The 15,949-nt window shown below is 65.5% G+C and carries 12 protein-coding genes and 1 tRNA gene; 6 read left to right on the forward strand and 7 right to left on the reverse strand.

Annotated features, from left to right (window positions below; genetic code table 11):
* Positions 1-36: 36 nt before the first annotated feature.
* On the reverse strand, positions 37-1,053 hold the full coding sequence (gene waaC, locus L0966_RS02540; protein WP_234050272.1) for a lipopolysaccharide heptosyltransferase I: 1,017 nt from the start codon (positions 1,051-1,053) through the stop codon (positions 37-39).
* Entirely contained in the window at positions 1,050-2,072 is a 1,023-nt protein-coding gene (waaF, locus tag L0966_RS02545) for a lipopolysaccharide heptosyltransferase II (protein WP_234050273.1), read from the reverse strand. The genes waaC and waaF overlap by 4 nt, the downstream gene beginning before the upstream one ends.
* Positions 2,073-2,268: 196 nt before the next feature.
* Between waaF and L0966_RS02550 the strand changes: the two genes are divergently transcribed.
* The gene (locus L0966_RS02550; RefSeq protein WP_234050274.1) at positions 2,269-5,880 is read left to right on the forward strand and encodes a hydantoinase B/oxoprolinase family protein; all 3,612 of its coding nucleotides are present in this window, start codon (positions 2,269-2,271) and stop codon (positions 5,878-5,880) included.
* Positions 5,881-5,927: 47 nt separating this feature from the next.
* On the opposite strand, the gene L0966_RS02555 is transcribed toward L0966_RS02550, so the two are convergent.
* Positions 5,928-6,767, reverse strand: a complete 840-nt coding sequence (locus L0966_RS02555; RefSeq protein ID WP_234050275.1) for a transporter — start codon at positions 6,765-6,767, stop codon at positions 5,928-5,930.
* Positions 6,768-7,278: 511 nt separating this feature from the next.
* Here L0966_RS02555 and L0966_RS02560 point away from each other — a divergent pair.
* The gene (locus L0966_RS02560) at positions 7,279-7,563 is read left to right on the forward strand and encodes a hypothetical protein (protein WP_234050276.1); all 285 of its coding nucleotides are present in this window, start codon (positions 7,279-7,281) and stop codon (positions 7,561-7,563) included.
* 117 nt (positions 7,564-7,680) lie between these two features.
* Here L0966_RS02560 and L0966_RS02565 read toward each other — a convergent pair whose 3' ends face one another.
* The 3 genes from L0966_RS02565 to L0966_RS02575 all read right to left on the reverse strand — a co-directional run bounded on the left by L0966_RS02565 (position 7,681) and on the right by L0966_RS02575 (position 9,704).
* Positions 7,681-8,100, reverse strand: coding sequence for a DUF192 domain-containing protein (locus L0966_RS02565; protein ID WP_234050806.1), 420 nt, complete (start codon positions 8,098-8,100; stop codon positions 7,681-7,683).
* 170 nt (positions 8,101-8,270) lie between these two features.
* A complete protein-coding gene (locus L0966_RS02570; protein ID WP_234050277.1) occupies positions 8,271-8,807 on the reverse strand; it encodes a cold-shock protein in 537 nt (178 codons plus the stop codon).
* A gap of 126 nt (positions 8,808-8,933) precedes the next feature.
* The gene (locus tag L0966_RS02575) at positions 8,934-9,704 is read right to left on the reverse strand and encodes a Sir2 family NAD-dependent protein deacetylase (RefSeq protein ID WP_234050278.1); all 771 of its coding nucleotides are present in this window, start codon (positions 9,702-9,704) and stop codon (positions 8,934-8,936) included.
* A 54-nt stretch (positions 9,705-9,758) separates the two neighbouring features.
* On the opposite strand from L0966_RS02575, the gene L0966_RS02580 reads away from it, so the two are divergent.
* The 3 genes from L0966_RS02580 (at position 9,759) to L0966_RS02590 (ending at position 11,575) form a co-directional block, all read left to right on the forward strand.
* The gene (locus L0966_RS02580; RefSeq protein WP_234050279.1) at positions 9,759-10,181 is read left to right on the forward strand and encodes a VOC family protein; all 423 of its coding nucleotides are present in this window, start codon (positions 9,759-9,761) and stop codon (positions 10,179-10,181) included.
* 127 nt (positions 10,182-10,308) lie between these two features.
* Positions 10,309-11,331, forward strand: a complete 1,023-nt coding sequence (locus L0966_RS02585; RefSeq protein WP_234050280.1) for a polysaccharide deacetylase family protein — start codon at positions 10,309-10,311, stop codon at positions 11,329-11,331.
* A 168-nt stretch (positions 11,332-11,499) separates the two neighbouring features.
* Positions 11,500-11,575 (forward strand) — tRNA-Ile (locus L0966_RS02590).
* A gap of 382 nt (positions 11,576-11,957) precedes the next feature.
* Here L0966_RS02590 and L0966_RS02600 read toward each other — a convergent pair.
* Positions 11,958-14,471, reverse strand: a complete 2,514-nt coding sequence (locus L0966_RS02600; protein WP_370640603.1) for a cadherin domain-containing protein — start codon at positions 14,469-14,471, stop codon at positions 11,958-11,960.
* A gap of 355 nt (positions 14,472-14,826) precedes the next feature.
* On the opposite strand from L0966_RS02600, the gene L0966_RS02605 reads away from it, so the two are divergent.
* Positions 14,827-15,909, forward strand: coding sequence for a helix-turn-helix transcriptional regulator (locus L0966_RS02605; protein ID WP_234050281.1), 1,083 nt, complete (start codon positions 14,827-14,829; stop codon positions 15,907-15,909).
* Positions 15,910-15,949: the final 40 nt, after the last annotated feature.

Below are 15,949 nucleotides of genomic sequence, written 5' to 3' on the forward strand. Positions count from 1 at the left end.
TGCCACGCTTTTCCGGTGCTTGTCCATGAGGGGCGATCAGTCGCCGCCGGCCTGAAGCTGCCGCAGTGCCTGCCACACCGCATCGGCGCGATGGTCCGCAAGGCAGGGAGGGCCCTCGCGCGTGTCCGGGGCGATGCGACATCGCGACTTCTCGCAGGGCGCGCAGTCCCGCTCCGCCGGCAGCTCGCGCACGCGGGCGCCGAACAGGCCGGTCAGCCGCGGGTTGGTGGGGCCGTAAAGGCCCAGCGTCGGCACGCCATAGGCGGCGGCCAGGTGGCCAAGGCCGGTGTCCACGCTCACGACGCCGGCCGCCGTCTGTAGCAGAGGGGCGAGGGTGGCGAGGGTCTGCGGCGGCAGCAGCGTCACCGCGGGAAGGCCATCGGCGATGGCTTTGGCGCGCGCGGTTTCCGCTTCACCATGGGCAAACAGCCGCACCGCGAATCCGGCTTCCTGCGCGCGGGCCGCCAGCGCTCGCCAGCCGGCACGGGGCCAGGTCTTGGTCTGCCATGTGGTGCCGTGCAGGAAGACGAGGTGCGGCGGGCCCGCGGCCACGGCCGGCCGCAAGCCCGTGTCGGCCGGGCGACCCTCCAGCCCATAGCCCAGCGCCGCCGCGAACAGCTTGCGGATGCGCACCGCCATGTGCTCGGTCTCCGGCACGTGGTGGGTGTGGGCATAAAGCAGTGTCGCCAGCGGCTCGCGCGCGCTGGAGCGGTCAAAGCCGTGGCGCGGCCCGCGCGCGCACGCCGCCACTAGGGCGCTCTTCATCAGCCCCTGGGCGTCGATGACCATGTCATAGGGTTCGGCCGCCAAAGCGCGACGCACCGCCGCCGCCTCGCCCGAGCGCCAGGCCGCCACCGGGCGCTTACGCAACCGGCGCAGGGGCACGCAAATGGTGCGCCGCACGGCGGGATGGAGGGCCGCGACCGGCGCGAAGGCTTCCTCCACCGCCCAATCCACCTGCAGGTTGGGAATGGCGGCGGCCGCGTCGGTGAGGGCCGGAAAGGTGTGGACCACATCGCCCAGCGACGACAGCTTGACGACCAGAAGCCTCATTGAGCGGTCTTTTCGGCTGCGTCGAACACATCCCGGGGGCTGATGCCGTTGAGGCAGGCGAGGGTGCCCAGCGGGCATTCGCGCTTGTGGCAGGGGCGGCACGGCAGATCGAGCCCCAGGGCGCGGGCGCGGCGGCCCGCCGGGGGGGTCATCTTCTCCGATGAGGCGCCATAGACCACCACTAGGCGGCGGTCGAAGGCGCCCGCCACGTGCATCAGGCCGGAATCGTTGGAGATCACAACGTCGGAGCTGGCGAGGATGGCGGCCGCGTCGATCAGGCTGGTGCGCCCCACCAGATTGTCCACCGGCACTCCGGCGGTGGCGGCGATGGTCGCGGCCGCCTCTGCGTCCTTGGGCGAGCCGAGCACGCGCACGCGGTAGCCCGCCTTCACCGCGAGGGCCGCCAGCTGCGCGAACTTTTCCGCTGGCCACCGCTTGGCGGGCCCGTATTCCGCGCCGGGGCACAGCACCATGACGGGGCCGGTGCCGGGCAGGGGGAACTTGTCCTGGCAGGTGTCCAGCGCGCCGTCCGGCAGGATGAGGCGCGGGCGCGGCGAAAGGGTCGGCGTGCCTTCCGGCAAGGCGAGGGCCACGAAGCGGTCGATGGTGCGCGCGGTCTTGCGCTGCCGGTCGGAGCGCGCATCGGTGAGAAGCGCCGAGCGCAGCTCGCCCTTATAGCCCACCCGTTCCGGAATCCCGGCCGCGAACGGAGGAATGGCCGCCTTGAAGGCGCGCGGCAGGATGATGGCCTTGCCATAGCCCTCGTCGCGCAGGCCGCGACCCAGCCGCCAGCGGGCCATGATGCCCAGCTCGCCATGGCCCAGGCTCAAGGGAATGGTGCGCCGCACGCCCGGAATCATGCGGGCGATGGGCAGTGCCGCGGGAGGGGCCAGCACATCCACCGGGCGGCTCGGCTCGCGCATGCGCAGAACTTCCACCAGGCTCGCCGCCATGACCATGTCGCCCACCCAGGAGGGGCCGACGAGCAGGACGGGCGATACGGAACCAAAGGCACGCATGGGAGACTCATGGCAAAAGTACCCCGCCTCATGACAAGCCCGGCTCCATGCGTCAAGCGCATCGGCGGGTGGACGGTGGCGGGGTGCGGTGGGCTCATCCGTTCGGGCGCGCTTGGTCTCGCGCATCGGGGGGAATACCCCTTATAGAGGCCGGCGGGAATGGGACGGCGCCCGGCTGTCCGCAACGAGGCGAGCGATGACGGTTTCTGGCTGGGATTTCTGGATCGACCGTGGCGGCACCTTCACCGACATCGTGGCGCGCCGGCCCGATGGTCGCCTGATGGCCCACAAGCTCTTGTCCGAGAACCCGGAAGCCTATCGCGATGCCGCCATCCAGGGCATTCGCGAGCTGATGGGGGTGCCGGCGGGGGCGGCCATCCCGGCCGACGCCATCCATGCGGTGAAGATGGGCACAACGGTCGCCACCAATGCCCTTCTGGAGCGCAAAGGTGCGCCCACGGTGCTCGTCATCACCGGCGGCTTCCGCGATGCCCTGCGCATCGGCTACCAGGACCGGCCCGACATTTTCGCCAAGCACATCGTGAAGCCCGACCAGCTCTATGCCCACGTGGTCGAGGTGGATGAGCGCGTGCGCGCCGACGGCACCGTGGAGCGTGCGCCCGACCTCGACCGCGTGCGGGCGGAGCTTGAGGCCGCGCGGGCGGCGGGGGCCGAGGCCTGCGCCATCGTCTTCATGCATGCCTACCGGTTTTCCGAGCACGAAAAGGCGGTGGCGGACGTGGCCCGGCAGGTGGGCTTCACCCAGGTTTCCGCCAGCCACGAGGTCTCGCCCCTGATGAAGCTGGTGGGCCGTGGCGACACCACGGTGGTGGATGCCTATCTCTCGCCCATCCTGCGCCGCTATGTGGACCAGGTGGCGGGCGAGCTCGCGGGCGATGGCGGGCAGTGCCGCCTCATGTTCATGATGTCGTCCGGCGGCCTCACCGATGCCGGGCTGTTCCAGGGGCGTGATGCCATCCTCTCCGGCCCCGCCGGCGGCGTGGTGGGGTGCGTGGAGACGGCCCGCATCGCCGGCTTCGGCAAGGTCATCGGCTTCGACATGGGCGGCACGTCCACCGACGTGTCCCATTTCGATGGCGAATATGAGCGCACGTTCGAGACCGAGGTGGCGGGCGTGCGCATGCGTGCGCCCATGATGTCCATCCACACGGTGGCGGCGGGCGGCGGCTCCATCCTCCATTATGACGGGGCGCGGCTGGTGGTGGGGCCGGATTCGGCGGGCGCCAATCCAGGGCCTGCCTGCTATCGGCGCGGCGGGCCCCTGGCCGTCACCGACGCCAATGTGATGGTGGGCAAGCTCAATCCGGACTTCTTCCCGAAGATCTTCGGTCCCGGCCGCGACGCGCCCCTGGATGCGGAGGCCGTGCGCGCGCGCTTCGCCGAGCTGGCCGCACGTATCGGCGATGGACGGGCGCCGGAGGCGGTGGCGGATGGCTTCATCCGTATCGCAGTGGAGAACATGGCCAACGCCATCAAGAAGATTTCCGTGCAGCGCGGCTATGACGTCACCGAATATGCCCTGCAATGCTTCGGCGGCGCGGGTGGGCAGCATGCCTGCCTGGTGGCGGACGTTTTGGGCATGCGCAGCGTGCTCATCCATCCCTTTTCCGGCCTGCTGTCCGCCTATGGCATGGGCCTCGCCGACATCCGCGCCACCCGCCAGCGCACGGTGGAAGCGCCCCTGGACGGGGAGGGCGTCGCCGCCGCCGAATCTGCGCTGGACATCGCAGCTGAGCTGGTGCGCTCCGAGCTGATGGGGCAGGGGGTGCGCGAGGCGGATATCACCGTATTCCGCCGCGCCCATGTGCGCTATGCGGGCACGGATTCCCCGCTGGTGGTGCCGTTCGGCACCGCGGCGCAGATGAAGGGCGCCTTCGAGAGCGCCCACCGCGCCCGCTTCGGCTTCATCGACGCAACCAAGGTGCTTGTGATCGAGGCCATTTCCGCCGAGGCCGTCGGCGGCGGCTCCAAGGTGGAGGAGGCGGAAGGCCCCCTCGTGACCGGCACGCCGGAGCCGGCGACGCGCACGCGCTTCTACTCCCAGGGGGAATGGCATGAGGCCGCCATCTATCGCCGCGCCGATGTGGCGCGCGGGCAGTCCATCACCGGCCCCGCCCTCGTCATCGAGCCGCACCAGACCATCGTCATCGAGCCCGGCTGGGCCGCTGAGGTGACGGCCCGTGACCATCTGGTGCTCACCCGCCGGGAGGCTGCCCGCCACGCCCCGGCGCTGGGCACGAAGGCCGATCCGGTGTTGCTGGAGGTGTTCAACAACCTCTTCATGTCGGTGGCGGAGCAGATGGGGGTGGCGCTCCAGAACACGGCCTATTCGGTGAACATCAAGGAGCGGCTGGATTTCTCCTGCGCCCTGTTCGACGCCAAGGGCCATCTGGTGGCCAATGCGCCCCACATTCCCGTCCATCTCGGCTCCATGGACAAGTCGGTGGAGAGCGTCATTCGCGCCACCGGCGGGCGGTTCGAGCCGGGCGACGTCTATGCCCTCAACGCGCCCTATAATGGGGGCACCCACCTGCCCGACATCACGGTGGTGATGCCGGTGTTCGACGCCGCCGGAACGCGCATTCTCTTCTACGTGGCGGCGCGCGGGCACCATGCGGATGTGGGCGGCGTGGCGCCGGGCTCCATGTCGCCGCGCGCCTCCACCATTGAGGAGGAGGGCGTCTATATCGACAATTTCAAGCTGGTGGAGCGTGGCTGCTTCCGCGAAGCGGAGCTGGTGGAGCTGCTCACCACGGCGCCCTATCCGGTGCGCAACGTCACCCAGAACGTGAACGACCTGAAGGCCCAGATCGCCGCTGCCGAGCGCGGGGCAGCCGAGCTGGCCAAGATGATCGCTCATTTCGGGGAAGACGTGGTTGCGGCCTATATGGGCCACGTGCAGGACAATGCAGCCGAAAGTGTGCGCCGCGTCATCGACAGCCTGTCCGACTGCTCGTTCGAGATGGAGATGGACCAGGGCAGCCGAATCCAGGTCGCGATTCGCGTGGACAAGGCCAAGCGCGAGGCGGTGGTGGATTTCACCGGAACCTCGCCCCAGCGGCCGGACAATTTCAACGCGCCGGGCCCGGTGACGCAGGCGGCGGTGCTCTATGTGTTCCGGGTGATGGTGGAGGGTAAGATCCCCCTCAATGCCGGCTGTCTGCGCCCCATCCACATCGTGGTGCCGGAAGGCTCCATGCTGGCGCCGGTCTATCCGGCGGCGGTGGTGGCCGGGAATGTGGAGGTGAGCCAGCACGTCACCGATTGCCTGTTCGGCGCGCTGAAGGCGCTGGGCTCGGCCCAGGGCACCATGAACAACCTCACCTTCGGCAATGCGCGCTACCAGTATTATGAAACCATCTGCTCCGGCGCGCCGGCGGGGCCCGGCTTCGACGGGGTGGGCGGCGTGCACACCCACATGACCAATTCGCGCCTGACCGACCCGGAAATCCTGGAATTCCGTTATCCCGTGGTGCTGGAAGAGTTCCGCCTGCGTGAAGGTTCGGGCGGGCGGGGGCGCTGGAATGCGGGCGACGGCACCTTGCGCACCATCCGTTTCCTGGAGGCCATGGATTGCGCCATCCTCTCCTCGCACCGGCGCGTCGCGCCCTTCGGCGTGGAGGGGGGTGAGGCAGGGGCGCTCGGGCGCAATATGGCCCGCCGCCTCGACGGGCGCCAGGAAGAGCTGGGGGGGTGCGCGCAGGTGCGGCTGGAGGCGGGCGAGGCGATCACCATCATCACCCCTACGGGCGGCGGTTTCGGCGACCCCGCCCAGCGCCAGGCGTGACGCATCGCGCGCGGCGGTGGACCGCGCGCGACCTGTTTATTGCCGGATCACTTGTGGATCATCGCCGTCTGTGCCGGCGGCGGGTTCCAGAGCGGGATGATGATGCGGCCCCACCCACGGGTGTCGTATCCGCCGTAATTCTCCTCATACACGTCGGTGGTGAGGTAGGCCTGGAGGATGACCGGCCCGAAATCGTAGCCGATCAGGCCACCCACGGCGAACTGGCTCTGCTTTCCGTAAAAGGGCGCGGGACTATTGAGGTCCGTGGAGTAATAGGCCACCGGACCAATCTCCCATTTGCCGAACTTCTTGGTGGCGGTGAGATCGACGTTCAGGAAGTCGGGATTGACGGTGCTGGTGTCGCCATCGAACTGGATGCCCCAGATGGCGTTGGCGGTCAGGTTCCAGCCATCGGCCGTATAGCTCAGGGCAAAGCGCTGGTTGAGGGAAGTGGAGTCGAAGCCCACGCCCGTATTCACGCCGACATAAAAGCCCAGCAGGTAGCTGAACCCGAAGCCATTGCCCAGGTCCCATGCCAGCTGCCCGGCAAAGAAGGGGTTGTAGAAGCCGTAGGTATAGTCATTGTTGCCCACACCGACGGTAACGGTTGGCACCGCGGTCAGCAATTGCACGCGGGCGCCGAGGAAATTCACCGGTGTGGCCCAGGCCAATACGGGAATATTCACGCCAACACAGGTGCTGTCGGGCGAGGTATTCCGGCAGCCCCAGTCCGCGGTGTCAACAAAATAGACGCCCTCGGGCAGCGGTGCGCCGGTGGCAAGACCGATGGTCTCGCCAGGCTGCGTCACCGAGCCCGCATGGGCCGCCGGGCAAAAGGCCGCGACGGACAAAAGTCCGCCGACCGCCATTCTCGCGAATGTCGTCATGGCTTCCTCCGATCATGCGCTGCGCCCCGGCCTTCAGGCTCTGTGGGCGTCGGCGCTGGCGTTTCCTGGTTGCGCTCTTGATGGCGCATGTTTCCCACCCGCGGCCCGGCATGCGGCTCCGCGAGGAATGAGATGCGGGCGCAGCCCGCCTGCAGTTTCACCTGCCTTCCGAGCGCGGGGCCCGAAAGGCTTTTTGTGGCAATGGGGAAAGCTTGCGGCAGCGTGTCACGACCCGGTGGTGGCGGCCCTTGAGGGGCGTGTGCCTTGAAATGCCACCTGGGACCTTCGAGGAGATCCGGAAAAGCCCGTCCGCATTCCTTGAAGCCGAAGCTGCACATCTTATAGGCCGGCCCGCGGACCGGCACCACGTACTTTTCGCCAGCGACAACTGGCGCAGGTCAAGAAACCGCAAAGATGTTGCGTGATGGCAACAAATAAGGAAGCTCTCCTGTCAGAGATTCCATTTTGTCTGGCAGTGCCGCATCATCTTGCTGCATTGCAGGGAGCGCGCATGGCTGGTGACGAACAGGGGCTGGAGTGGCTCAACGGCCTGATCAAGGCGGTGGCGGTGGAGCAGGCGCGCTCCATGGTGCAGCACTTCATCATGCGGGATCTGGTGATCCAGATGGCCCAGGCGCAGCCGGATCCCAATAGCTATGTCGCGGCCATGTTCGAGCGCGTGAGCGCGCTGGTGGACCAGTGCGAGCTGGCGGGCAAGCCGGACGTCGAGGCGGAGATGCGCTGGTACGCGGAGCAGTTTTTCACCCAGGCCGGCAATTCCGCCACCCGCTCGTGATGCCCCCTCCAACGTCGGATCCTCTCCCCGCTTCCGGGGACAGGGGACCCGGCCGCAGGCGGTGAAATGAGCCGTCGTCCTTGACCCCAGCGGGGGCGCGAGACGCTCGAAGGCACCCTACTTCTGCTTGAAGATGTGGTGGGCGACCCGGTCGCCCGGCGCAATGCCCAGCTTTTGGGCTGAGCCGCCGGCGATCTCCACAACCGCACGCACCGGTTCGCCGGACGGGATGGTTTCGGTGGACAGGGGCGTCGTCATGGATGCGATCCGGGCAATGGTGCCGTCGGAGCGGATGAAGAGCATGTCCAGCGGAATGTAGGTGTTCTTCATCCACATATAGACCGGCTGATCGACCTTGAAGTCGAACAGCATGCCGTGATGGTCCGCCAGCGACTTGCGGTACATGAGGCCGGTGGTGCGCTCCGCGTCGGTCTGCGCCACTTCCACCTCAAGCACCACCACGCCCGTCTTGGTGGCAATCTCCATGGTCTCGACGGACATGGCGAAGGCCGGGCCCTGGAGGGCTGGCACCATCATCTGCCCCAGCGGCTGCGCCACCAGTGCCAGCGCGAGCGCGGCCACAAGGTGGCGGACGACGGGGCGGCGGGAAGGAGAGGCGGGGCTGATGGACGGCTGGCGCGCGCCGGCCGCCGCACAGGCGCGCCGAATCGAGCGGCGCAGCCGCGACGCTGCGAACAAGGACATGATCAGTGATTCCCGCTGGTGCCGTTGTCGGCCTTCACTTCCGCCGCCATCAGGCCCTTCGGCCCGTCGCCATACCGCACCATGACGGTCTGGCCCGGCCGCAGCTCGGTCAGGCCATGGCGGCGCAAGGTTTCCATGTGAACGAAGATGTCGGGCGTGCCGTCACCCTGGGTCAGGAAGCCGAAGCCGCGCAGGCGGTTGAACCATTTCACGATAGCGCGCTCGAAGCCTTCCTTGGCCTCGATCTCCACGCGCACCCGCGGCGGCGCGCTGGGCAGCGGATGCACCGCTGTGCTCAGATCCAGCGAGAGCACGCGAAAGGCCTGGCGGCCCTTGCTGCGGCGGACCGCCTCGCAGACCACACGCGCGCCCTCAATGGCGGTGTGAAAGCCATCGCGCCGAAGGCATGTGACGTGCACGAGCACATCCGGGCCGCCATCGTCCGGAACGATGAAGCCGTAGCCCTTCGACGCATCGAACCATTTGATCGCGCCGCAGACTTCTTCAAGCCCAATGGGCTCCTCGGTCGCCTCGTTCATGATCCCGGCTGCCTGTGGGCCCCAGCCCTGTGCGTCAGACCCCATGAAATCCCAGACCCTTGCATATGCGCACACGGTTTGCTGCGGGGCAGGATAGCAACTCCGTTAACGTTCGCCCACCCTTCTTCACGCGTTCTGGGCGAATGGGGCCAGCACATCGCCAATGTCCGCGTGCACAGCCATGTCCGCGAGGCCGTCGAACTCCGTCGGCTCCCGGTTCACGATCACGAGACGCGCACCGTTGTCCTTGGCCTGCAAGGGGAATTGGGCGGCGGGGAACACCACGAGGGAGGAGCCGAGAACGATGAACAGGTCGCTTTCCCGGGTCAGCGCATCGGCCCGGCGCATCTCTTTTTCGGGCATGGCCTGCCCAAAGGAGATGGTCGCGGCCTTGATGGGACCGCCGCAATGGGGGCAATCCGGCGCGATGCCGCCGGCGGTATCGAATCGCTCTTTCACCCAGTCGAGCTCGAAGCGCGTGCCGCATTCCAGGCAGGTGGCATAGGTGCCGTTGCCGTGCAGCTCGATGAGGTCGGCGTCCGGAATGCCGGAGGCTTGGTGCAACCCATCGATGTTCTGGGTGATGACGCCGCCGAGGCGGCCCTGCTCCAGCAGGCGGGCAAGGGCCATGTGGCCGCGCCCGGGCCGCGCACCGGCAAACGCCTCCTCCATGGCGAACTTGCGCCGCCAGGCCTCGTTCCGCGCGTCCTTCATGGCCAGGAAGGCGTCGAAGGGAATGGGCTTGTTCTTGGTCCAGAGGCCGCCGGGCGAGCGGAAATCTGGGATGCCGCATTCAGTGGAGATACCGGCGCCGGTGAAGGCCACGGCGCAGTGGGCTTCCTCCAGCCAACGGGTGAGTTGGGCCTGGGCGGTCTTGAGATCAGCGTCAAAAGTCATAATTGAACAGCGCCGGACATCCGGCGCCCTTCTGCCAAGAGCGAGAGCTAGACGATGCGCTTCCTGCACACCATGGTCCGCGTGACCGATCTCGACCAGTCACTGGACTTCTACTGCAACAAGCTGGGGCTTGAGGAGGTGCGCCGCAAGGACTACCCGCAGGGCCGCTTCACCCTGGTGTATCTCGCCGCCCCCGGCCAGGCCGACGTGGCTGAGGTGGAGCTGACCCACAACTGGGACAAGGAAGAGTATGGCGAGGGCCGCAATTTCGGCCATCTCGCCTTTGAGGTGGAGGATATCTACGCCACCTGCGCCAAGCTCCAGGCCGCGGGCGTCACCATCAACCGGCCGCCGCGCGATGGCTACATGGCGTTTATCCGCTCGCCCGACAACATTTCCGTCGAGCTGCTACAGAAGGGTGGCGCCAAGGCCCCCGCCGAGCCTTGGGCTTCCATGCCGAACACCGGCAAGTGGTAGGGGGCTGAAGGGCGGCGCCGAAAGCGGCGGCAAAGCGGCTGGAAAGTCGTGCGACTTCACGATTTATCCATGAAGGCACGGCAAGGTGGATCATAATGAAGATGCACCAATCCGGGATGCCTACGCCGTGAAACCGCTCTTGTTCGCTTCTGGACTTCTGGCGCTCGGCGCCGTCGGCGGCGCCGGGTACGCCTTCGTTCCGGCGCTGCTCTCCCCCTTCGCGACCGCCACGGCAGCCGCCCCGCCCGCGCAGCCGGTCGCGGCCCCCGCGGCGGCGGCGCTCGCATCCACCGATATGTCCGCGCCTCTGGTGACGGGCTCCATCGCCACAGCATCCGCCACGCTGGCCCACCAGCCTGGCGCGGGGCCGCGGAAGGGCATGACCTATCGCTCCTTCAACGTGGATCAGCCCTATATCGCGCTGACCTTCGATGATGGCCCGAGCCCCGAGACCACTCCGCAGCTGCTCTCCATTCTGAAGGCGCGGGGCATCAAGGCCACCTTCTTCGTGCTCGGCAACATGGCTGCCAAGCACCCTGAAGTGCTGAAGATGATTGCCGATGATGGCCACGAGATCGGCAACCACTCCTGGAGCCACCCTCAGCTCACCCGCATTCCCCTTGCCGCCGCGGACAAGCAGGTGGGCGAGACCTCAGCCTTGGTGGAGGAGGTGACGGGCCACAAGCCCCGCTACCTGCGCCCACCCTATGGTTCCATGAAGCCGGCCTTGCGTGACCACTTGGAGGATGCCTTCGGCGTCACCATCGTGAACTGGTCCGTGGATCCGCTGGACTGGAAGCACCGGGACGCCAAGGTGGTTCATGACGAGATCATGAAGCAGGTGAAGCCTGGAGCCATCGTGCTCTCGCACGACATCTATCCCTCTACGGTGGCCGCCATGGAGCAGGTGCTCGATGAGCTGATCGCCAAGGGCTATAAGTTCGGCACCATTTCCGACCTGATCGCCATGGACAAGGCGCCGCTGACCCCCAAGGTGGCCACGCTGGGCCCCAAGCCCGCGAAAGAGCAGAAGAAGCAGGCGCAGAAGCCCCAGCAGAAGCCGGCCAAGCCGCAGGCGGCTGCCTCCAACGGGACCCGCCCTGCATCCGGCAGCAATCGCAGCACTTCCGCCCAGGGCGGTGTCTATTGAGCGTGGCCTGCTGAAAAAGCCGAACATCAAAGGCGCGCCTCTGAACGCGCCTTTTTCTTGCGCGGGTCGCGGCGGCCGGGATGGGGAGCTGCCGGTTGTTCGTGATCGTGAAGGTTGCTAGATCAGTGAGGTCGACTCGCCTCCTGCGCCACCATCGGGGCGGCGACGGGGCCTGTAGCTCAATGGTTAGAGCTGACCGCTCATAACGGTCTGGTTGGGGGTTCGAGTCCCTCCGGGCCCACCAAATTTCGGTTCATCTTCGCCCATTCCGGCGCGCTGACGTCGCCGTGCCGACGCGCACACTCTCCGCGTCGCGGGTTTTGGGGCGCAGATGGTGGGGCTGAAGTCCATCAGGTCCGGATCCTCACAGGCCGCGATGGGCGTTACAAGCTGAGCGGTCGCGGACGGTCCTTGATCTTGCGCAGCCGAGCTTCAGCGCGGGGCGCTTAGCCTCTCCGTTTTTTCCGGAAAAGTCCGTGTTTGTCTGGCGCTGGCGGCGGAACCTGTGTTTGGCTGTCATCGCCCATGAGGTTGTGGAACGCGATTTGATCTTCGCGGCCCCAATGGCCTGAGCAGCCGGTTGGCCCCGGTTTTGATCCGGGGCCTTTGGTGGATCCTCCGCACGCTCAAAGCACGAAGTTGCGTGCCCCAAGCGTAATCGCCCCATCGACTTTGACCGTGAGGTCCGCGACTTTGTCGCCATTCGTATCCACTTGAAGGATACCTTTTGAAAAGCGCAGCTCACCGGCCGTTCCGGAAAACGACTTCGTTCCGATATAGACGAAGGCGTCGTCGGCACCGGTTGCGCTTTTCGCGTCGAGGGCGGACAGGTCGATCTTGTCGCCCAATGCCGCGGAAAAGTCCGTGATCGTGTCGAGGCTCTTCACGGTCGAATCCGTCAGCGCCGTGTAGACGAACACGTCGGCGCCGGCCCCGCCCGTGAGCACGTCCTTGCCTCCGCCACCGAGAAGCCTGTCGTTGCCGGCCCCGCCACGAAGAATATCGTTCTCGGCGGTGCCCACCAGCTTATCGGCGCTCTTGGTGCCGGTGAGGGTCTTGCCGCTTACGTCGGTGACCGCGACGCGGATCGCCTGGGTATCGACAAGCTTGCCGTCGCTACTCCTCACCACCACGTCGTAGGTATTGTCCTTGCCCTGGTCGGCTGGGTGCTCGTAGTCCGGGGCCGCCTTGAAGGACAAGACGCCGGTTTTCGCATTGATCGTGAACAGATCCTTGTCTGCCCCTCCGGAAAGCGAGTAGGTAATGGCACCCTTTTCCGGATCACTCGCCTTCACGGTGGTGACGGCGGACGTGTTCTCCGCCACCTTGATCGAAGCGGAGGCGCCGCCGCCATTGGAGGAAATGACGGGGGCCTCGTTGGTGTTCGTCACCGTCACCTTGATGGCCTGCGTGTCGGTGAGCTTGGCGCTGTCGGTGGCCAGTACGGTCACGTCGTAGACGTTATCCCTATTCTTGTCGGCCGGGCTCTCGTAATTAGGCGGCGATTTGAAGGTGAGGGCGCCCGTCTTGGCGTCGATCTTGAAAAGCGCCGCGTCGATACCGGAAAGCGAGTAGGTCATGGCGCCGTTTTCCGGATCACTCGCCTTCACCGTGGTGACGGCGGACGTGTTCTCCGCCATCTTGATCGAAGCGGAGGCGCCGCCGCCATTGGAGGAGATAACTGGGGGTGCGTTGACAGGCGAGGTGATCGAGATGGAAACGACCTGTTCCGTGCTGCCTCCCTGGCCATCGGAAATAATGATGGTGAAGGCGTCGGAGCCGCTTGCGTTGTTGTTCGCGGCGTAAGTGAACTGGCCAAGGGTCGCATTAAAGGTGACTGCGCCCTTCGTTGGGGCGCCGCCACTCTTCAGGGCATAGGTGAGCGTGTCCCCGTCCGCATCACTGGCGCCGATTGGGGCAATGATGCTGGTATTCGCCTGCAGCGTCAGCCTGCGGGTTGCAGGCGCTGTTGGGTCTTCGTTGAGGGTGAAGACCTTGCTGTAGATGCCAAAGCCCCCATAATCCGATGCCCAGGTCACTAGGTAGCTGCCGTCCGCGAGCCCCGCCACGGCGGGCTGTATCTGGTTCCCCTGCGTGGTCGAGTTGATCAGGGTTTCCTCGCCCACAGCGACGCCTGCAGCGTTGTATTGCTGCGCATAGAGACCCCAGCTATCCCCGTCCTGCCCGCGCGATTGCCAGGTCACGACATAGCCGCCGTCCGCGAGTGCCGCCACGGAGGGAATGCGTTGATCGGTGCTCAGGTAGGTGTGGCTGCTGACCCGTGTCTCCTCGCCCACAGGAGCGCCCGCCGCATCAAACCGTTGGGCAAAGATGCCGTCACTATACGGCTCGTCTCCGTAAGCAGTCCAAACCACCACATAGCCGCCGTCGGCGAGACCTGCGACGGTCGGAAAATAGACGCTGCTTTCCGCGCCGGACTTAATCTCGAAGGTTAGCGCGCCCACGTCCTCACCGGACGCATTGAAGCGATGCGCGTGGATACCGACGCTGGAGTAGTCCGCATAACGGGACTCCCAAACCACCAGATAGTCGCCCCCCTGAAGGGCCACCACGCTGGCATGTTGTTCATGCTGGAGGGAGTTGTAGCTGACGAAGGTTTGGTAGCCGATTGCGTCACCGGCGGCGCTAAAGCGTTGCGCATAGATGTAGGTGCTGCCGTCCCCATGGGGGCTCGCTATAACCTGTTGCCACGTCACGACATAACCGCCATCCGGGAGCGGAGCGATGGAGGGCTCCCACTGATCCCCCCCTATAGAGGTGCCGACGTGGCTTTGGGCACCGATGGCGATGCCGGCATTTGTGTACCTCTGAGCATAGATAAAGCCGTTCGTTTCCCACGTCACCACGTAGCCGCCGCTGGCGAGCGCCGTGACGGCTGGAGCTTCCGCTACATAGAATTGCGCTCCCGTGGGGGTATCGACACGCGTCTCCGTCCCCAGAGGGTTGCCAGCAGCATCGTAGCGTTGCGCATAGATACGAGACTTTTGGTCTCTCCCCATGTATTCCCATGTCACGACGTAGCTGCCGTCGGTCAGTACAGCAATTGCGGGTTCCCGCACGTACGTCGCTGTTGTGGTGGTGTTCACGCGGACTTCTGCGCCAGCCACGATATTGGTCACGATTCAGCCCTCAGGATGTTTGAGGTGCAGCGCGCGTCGTCCAGATGGAACGGTAGACCGCGCTGCGGAAAAATTCGGCAGGATCGTAGACGCGGCCTGAGCGCTTGCCATGCCTCAATTGGAGCAGGGGACTGGCGCAGCCTATGGTTCAGATCTCCTTTGGCGGCCAAAAGTATACGCCCTGCCGTTGTTTTCCGAAGGCCCGGCGCGTCATGGCCTGGCCATTCCTTCGGCACGGCACGACCAGGGCGTGCATCGCCCGTTGCCCAAAAGGAATATTGAGGTTATCCGTTATTTAAACTGAGCTTGAATCTTTAGCTCTCGCGGCCTGGTGGTCCGGATCCGGTGGGGCGTGATGCAAGTCGATCTCTCCCGTTTGAACCTCGTCCTGGATGAACTTCTGCATGCCGCCATCGGCCCGGCGGGTTGGGTTCCGACGCTCGATCACCTGATGGCGGCGACGGGAGCGGACGGCGTCAACTTCATGCCCATCGATGGACGGACACCGGACGTCCCGCACACGGAAAGCTTGTCTCGGGGTATCGAGGAATATTTCAGGGACGGGTGGGCTGAGAGGGATTACAGATCAAAGGCAATTCCAATCCTCAGGCCGAATAGTATTGTGATCGACAGCGATTTCATGTCGAATGATGAATACGAGAACGAATATTTTAGATTTTCAAATAGTTATAAGCTTCAGTACGCTGCGCTTTCCTGCTTCCAGGTGGGCGCGGAGCGCGTCTGCTGCGCTCTGCATCGTGGAAAGGCGCGCGGGCCCTACATGCCTGAGGAGGCGCGAGCGCTGGCGGGCCTATCGGAAAGATTTACGCTAGCATCATCGGTGGCGAGGTCCTTATCGGAAGCAAAGCTCGATGGCTTAGGCGAGGCCTTCGAGCGGATGAAGCTTGGCGCCATCTTTTTCGACCGAAGCGCCCGGGTGATCAAAATGAACGCGGCCGCCGAGGCCCTGATTGGGTCCGAGCTTCAAGTCTCAAAGGGCGAATTGAAAGCCAGGCTGCCAATGGAAACACGCGCATTGCAGCGTCTTGTTCAAGCGGTGACGAGGCTCCCAAATGCCTTGACCGCGGCGCAGCCCGTGCGCGTAACCCGGGAGGGAAAACGGCCCCTTATTCTTCGATTTCAACAAATCGATGGATTTATGAGGGATTATTTCTCCCTGGCGCGGGGAATGGCCGTCATCGATGATCTTGATGCGCGCTCGCAGCCGGACACGGGTGTCATTCAGCAGGCCTTCGGCTTAACCCCGACCGAAGCGGCCATCGCCCTCCTTCTGGCACGGGGTGAAGGCGCGAGGGAAATCGCGCGTATGCGCGCGATCTCGTATGAAACGGTGCGGACGCACATTCGGTCGATCTTCCACAAACTGGGCGTCAACCGACAAGCGGAGGTTGGGGCGCTCCTCGGTGCTGTGCGTTAGCTCGGCTGTTTCGACTTCATGCTGTCGATCAGGGCTCGCG

The sequence above is a fragment of the Xanthobacter sp. NM-59 genome, from assembly GCF_021401125.1.
Lineage (GTDB): Bacteria > Pseudomonadota > Alphaproteobacteria > Rhizobiales > Xanthobacteraceae > Xanthobacter.

Excerpts from the sequence above, each read along its gene's own strand:
- waaC (WP_234050272.1), bottom strand. The coding sequence starts at position 1,053 with ATGAGGCTTCTGGTCGTCAAGCTGTCGTCGCTGGGCGATGTGGTCCAC.
- waaF (WP_234050273.1), bottom strand. The coding sequence starts at position 2,072 with ATGCGTGCCTTTGGTTCCGTATCGCCCGTCCTGCTCGTCGGCCCCTCC.
- L0966_RS02550 (WP_234050274.1), top strand. The coding sequence starts at position 2,269 with ATGACGGTTTCTGGCTGGGATTTCTGGATCGACCGTGGCGGCACCTTC.
- L0966_RS02555 (WP_234050275.1), bottom strand. The coding sequence starts at position 6,767 with ATGACGACATTCGCGAGAATGGCGGTCGGCGGACTTTTGTCCGTCGCG.
- L0966_RS02560 (WP_234050276.1), top strand. The coding sequence starts at position 7,279 with ATGGCTGGTGACGAACAGGGGCTGGAGTGGCTCAACGGCCTGATCAAG.
- L0966_RS02565 (WP_234050806.1), bottom strand. The coding sequence starts at position 8,100 with ATGATGGTGCCAGCCCTCCAGGGCCCGGCCTTCGCCATGTCCGTCGAG.
- L0966_RS02570 (WP_234050277.1), bottom strand. The coding sequence starts at position 8,807 with ATGAACGAGGCGACCGAGGAGCCCATTGGGCTTGAAGAAGTCTGCGGC.
- L0966_RS02575 (WP_234050278.1), bottom strand. The coding sequence starts at position 9,704 with ATGACTTTTGACGCTGATCTCAAGACCGCCCAGGCCCAACTCACCCGT.
- L0966_RS02580 (WP_234050279.1), top strand. The coding sequence starts at position 9,759 with ATGCGCTTCCTGCACACCATGGTCCGCGTGACCGATCTCGACCAGTCA.
- L0966_RS02605 (WP_234050281.1), top strand. The coding sequence starts at position 14,827 with ATGCAAGTCGATCTCTCCCGTTTGAACCTCGTCCTGGATGAACTTCTG.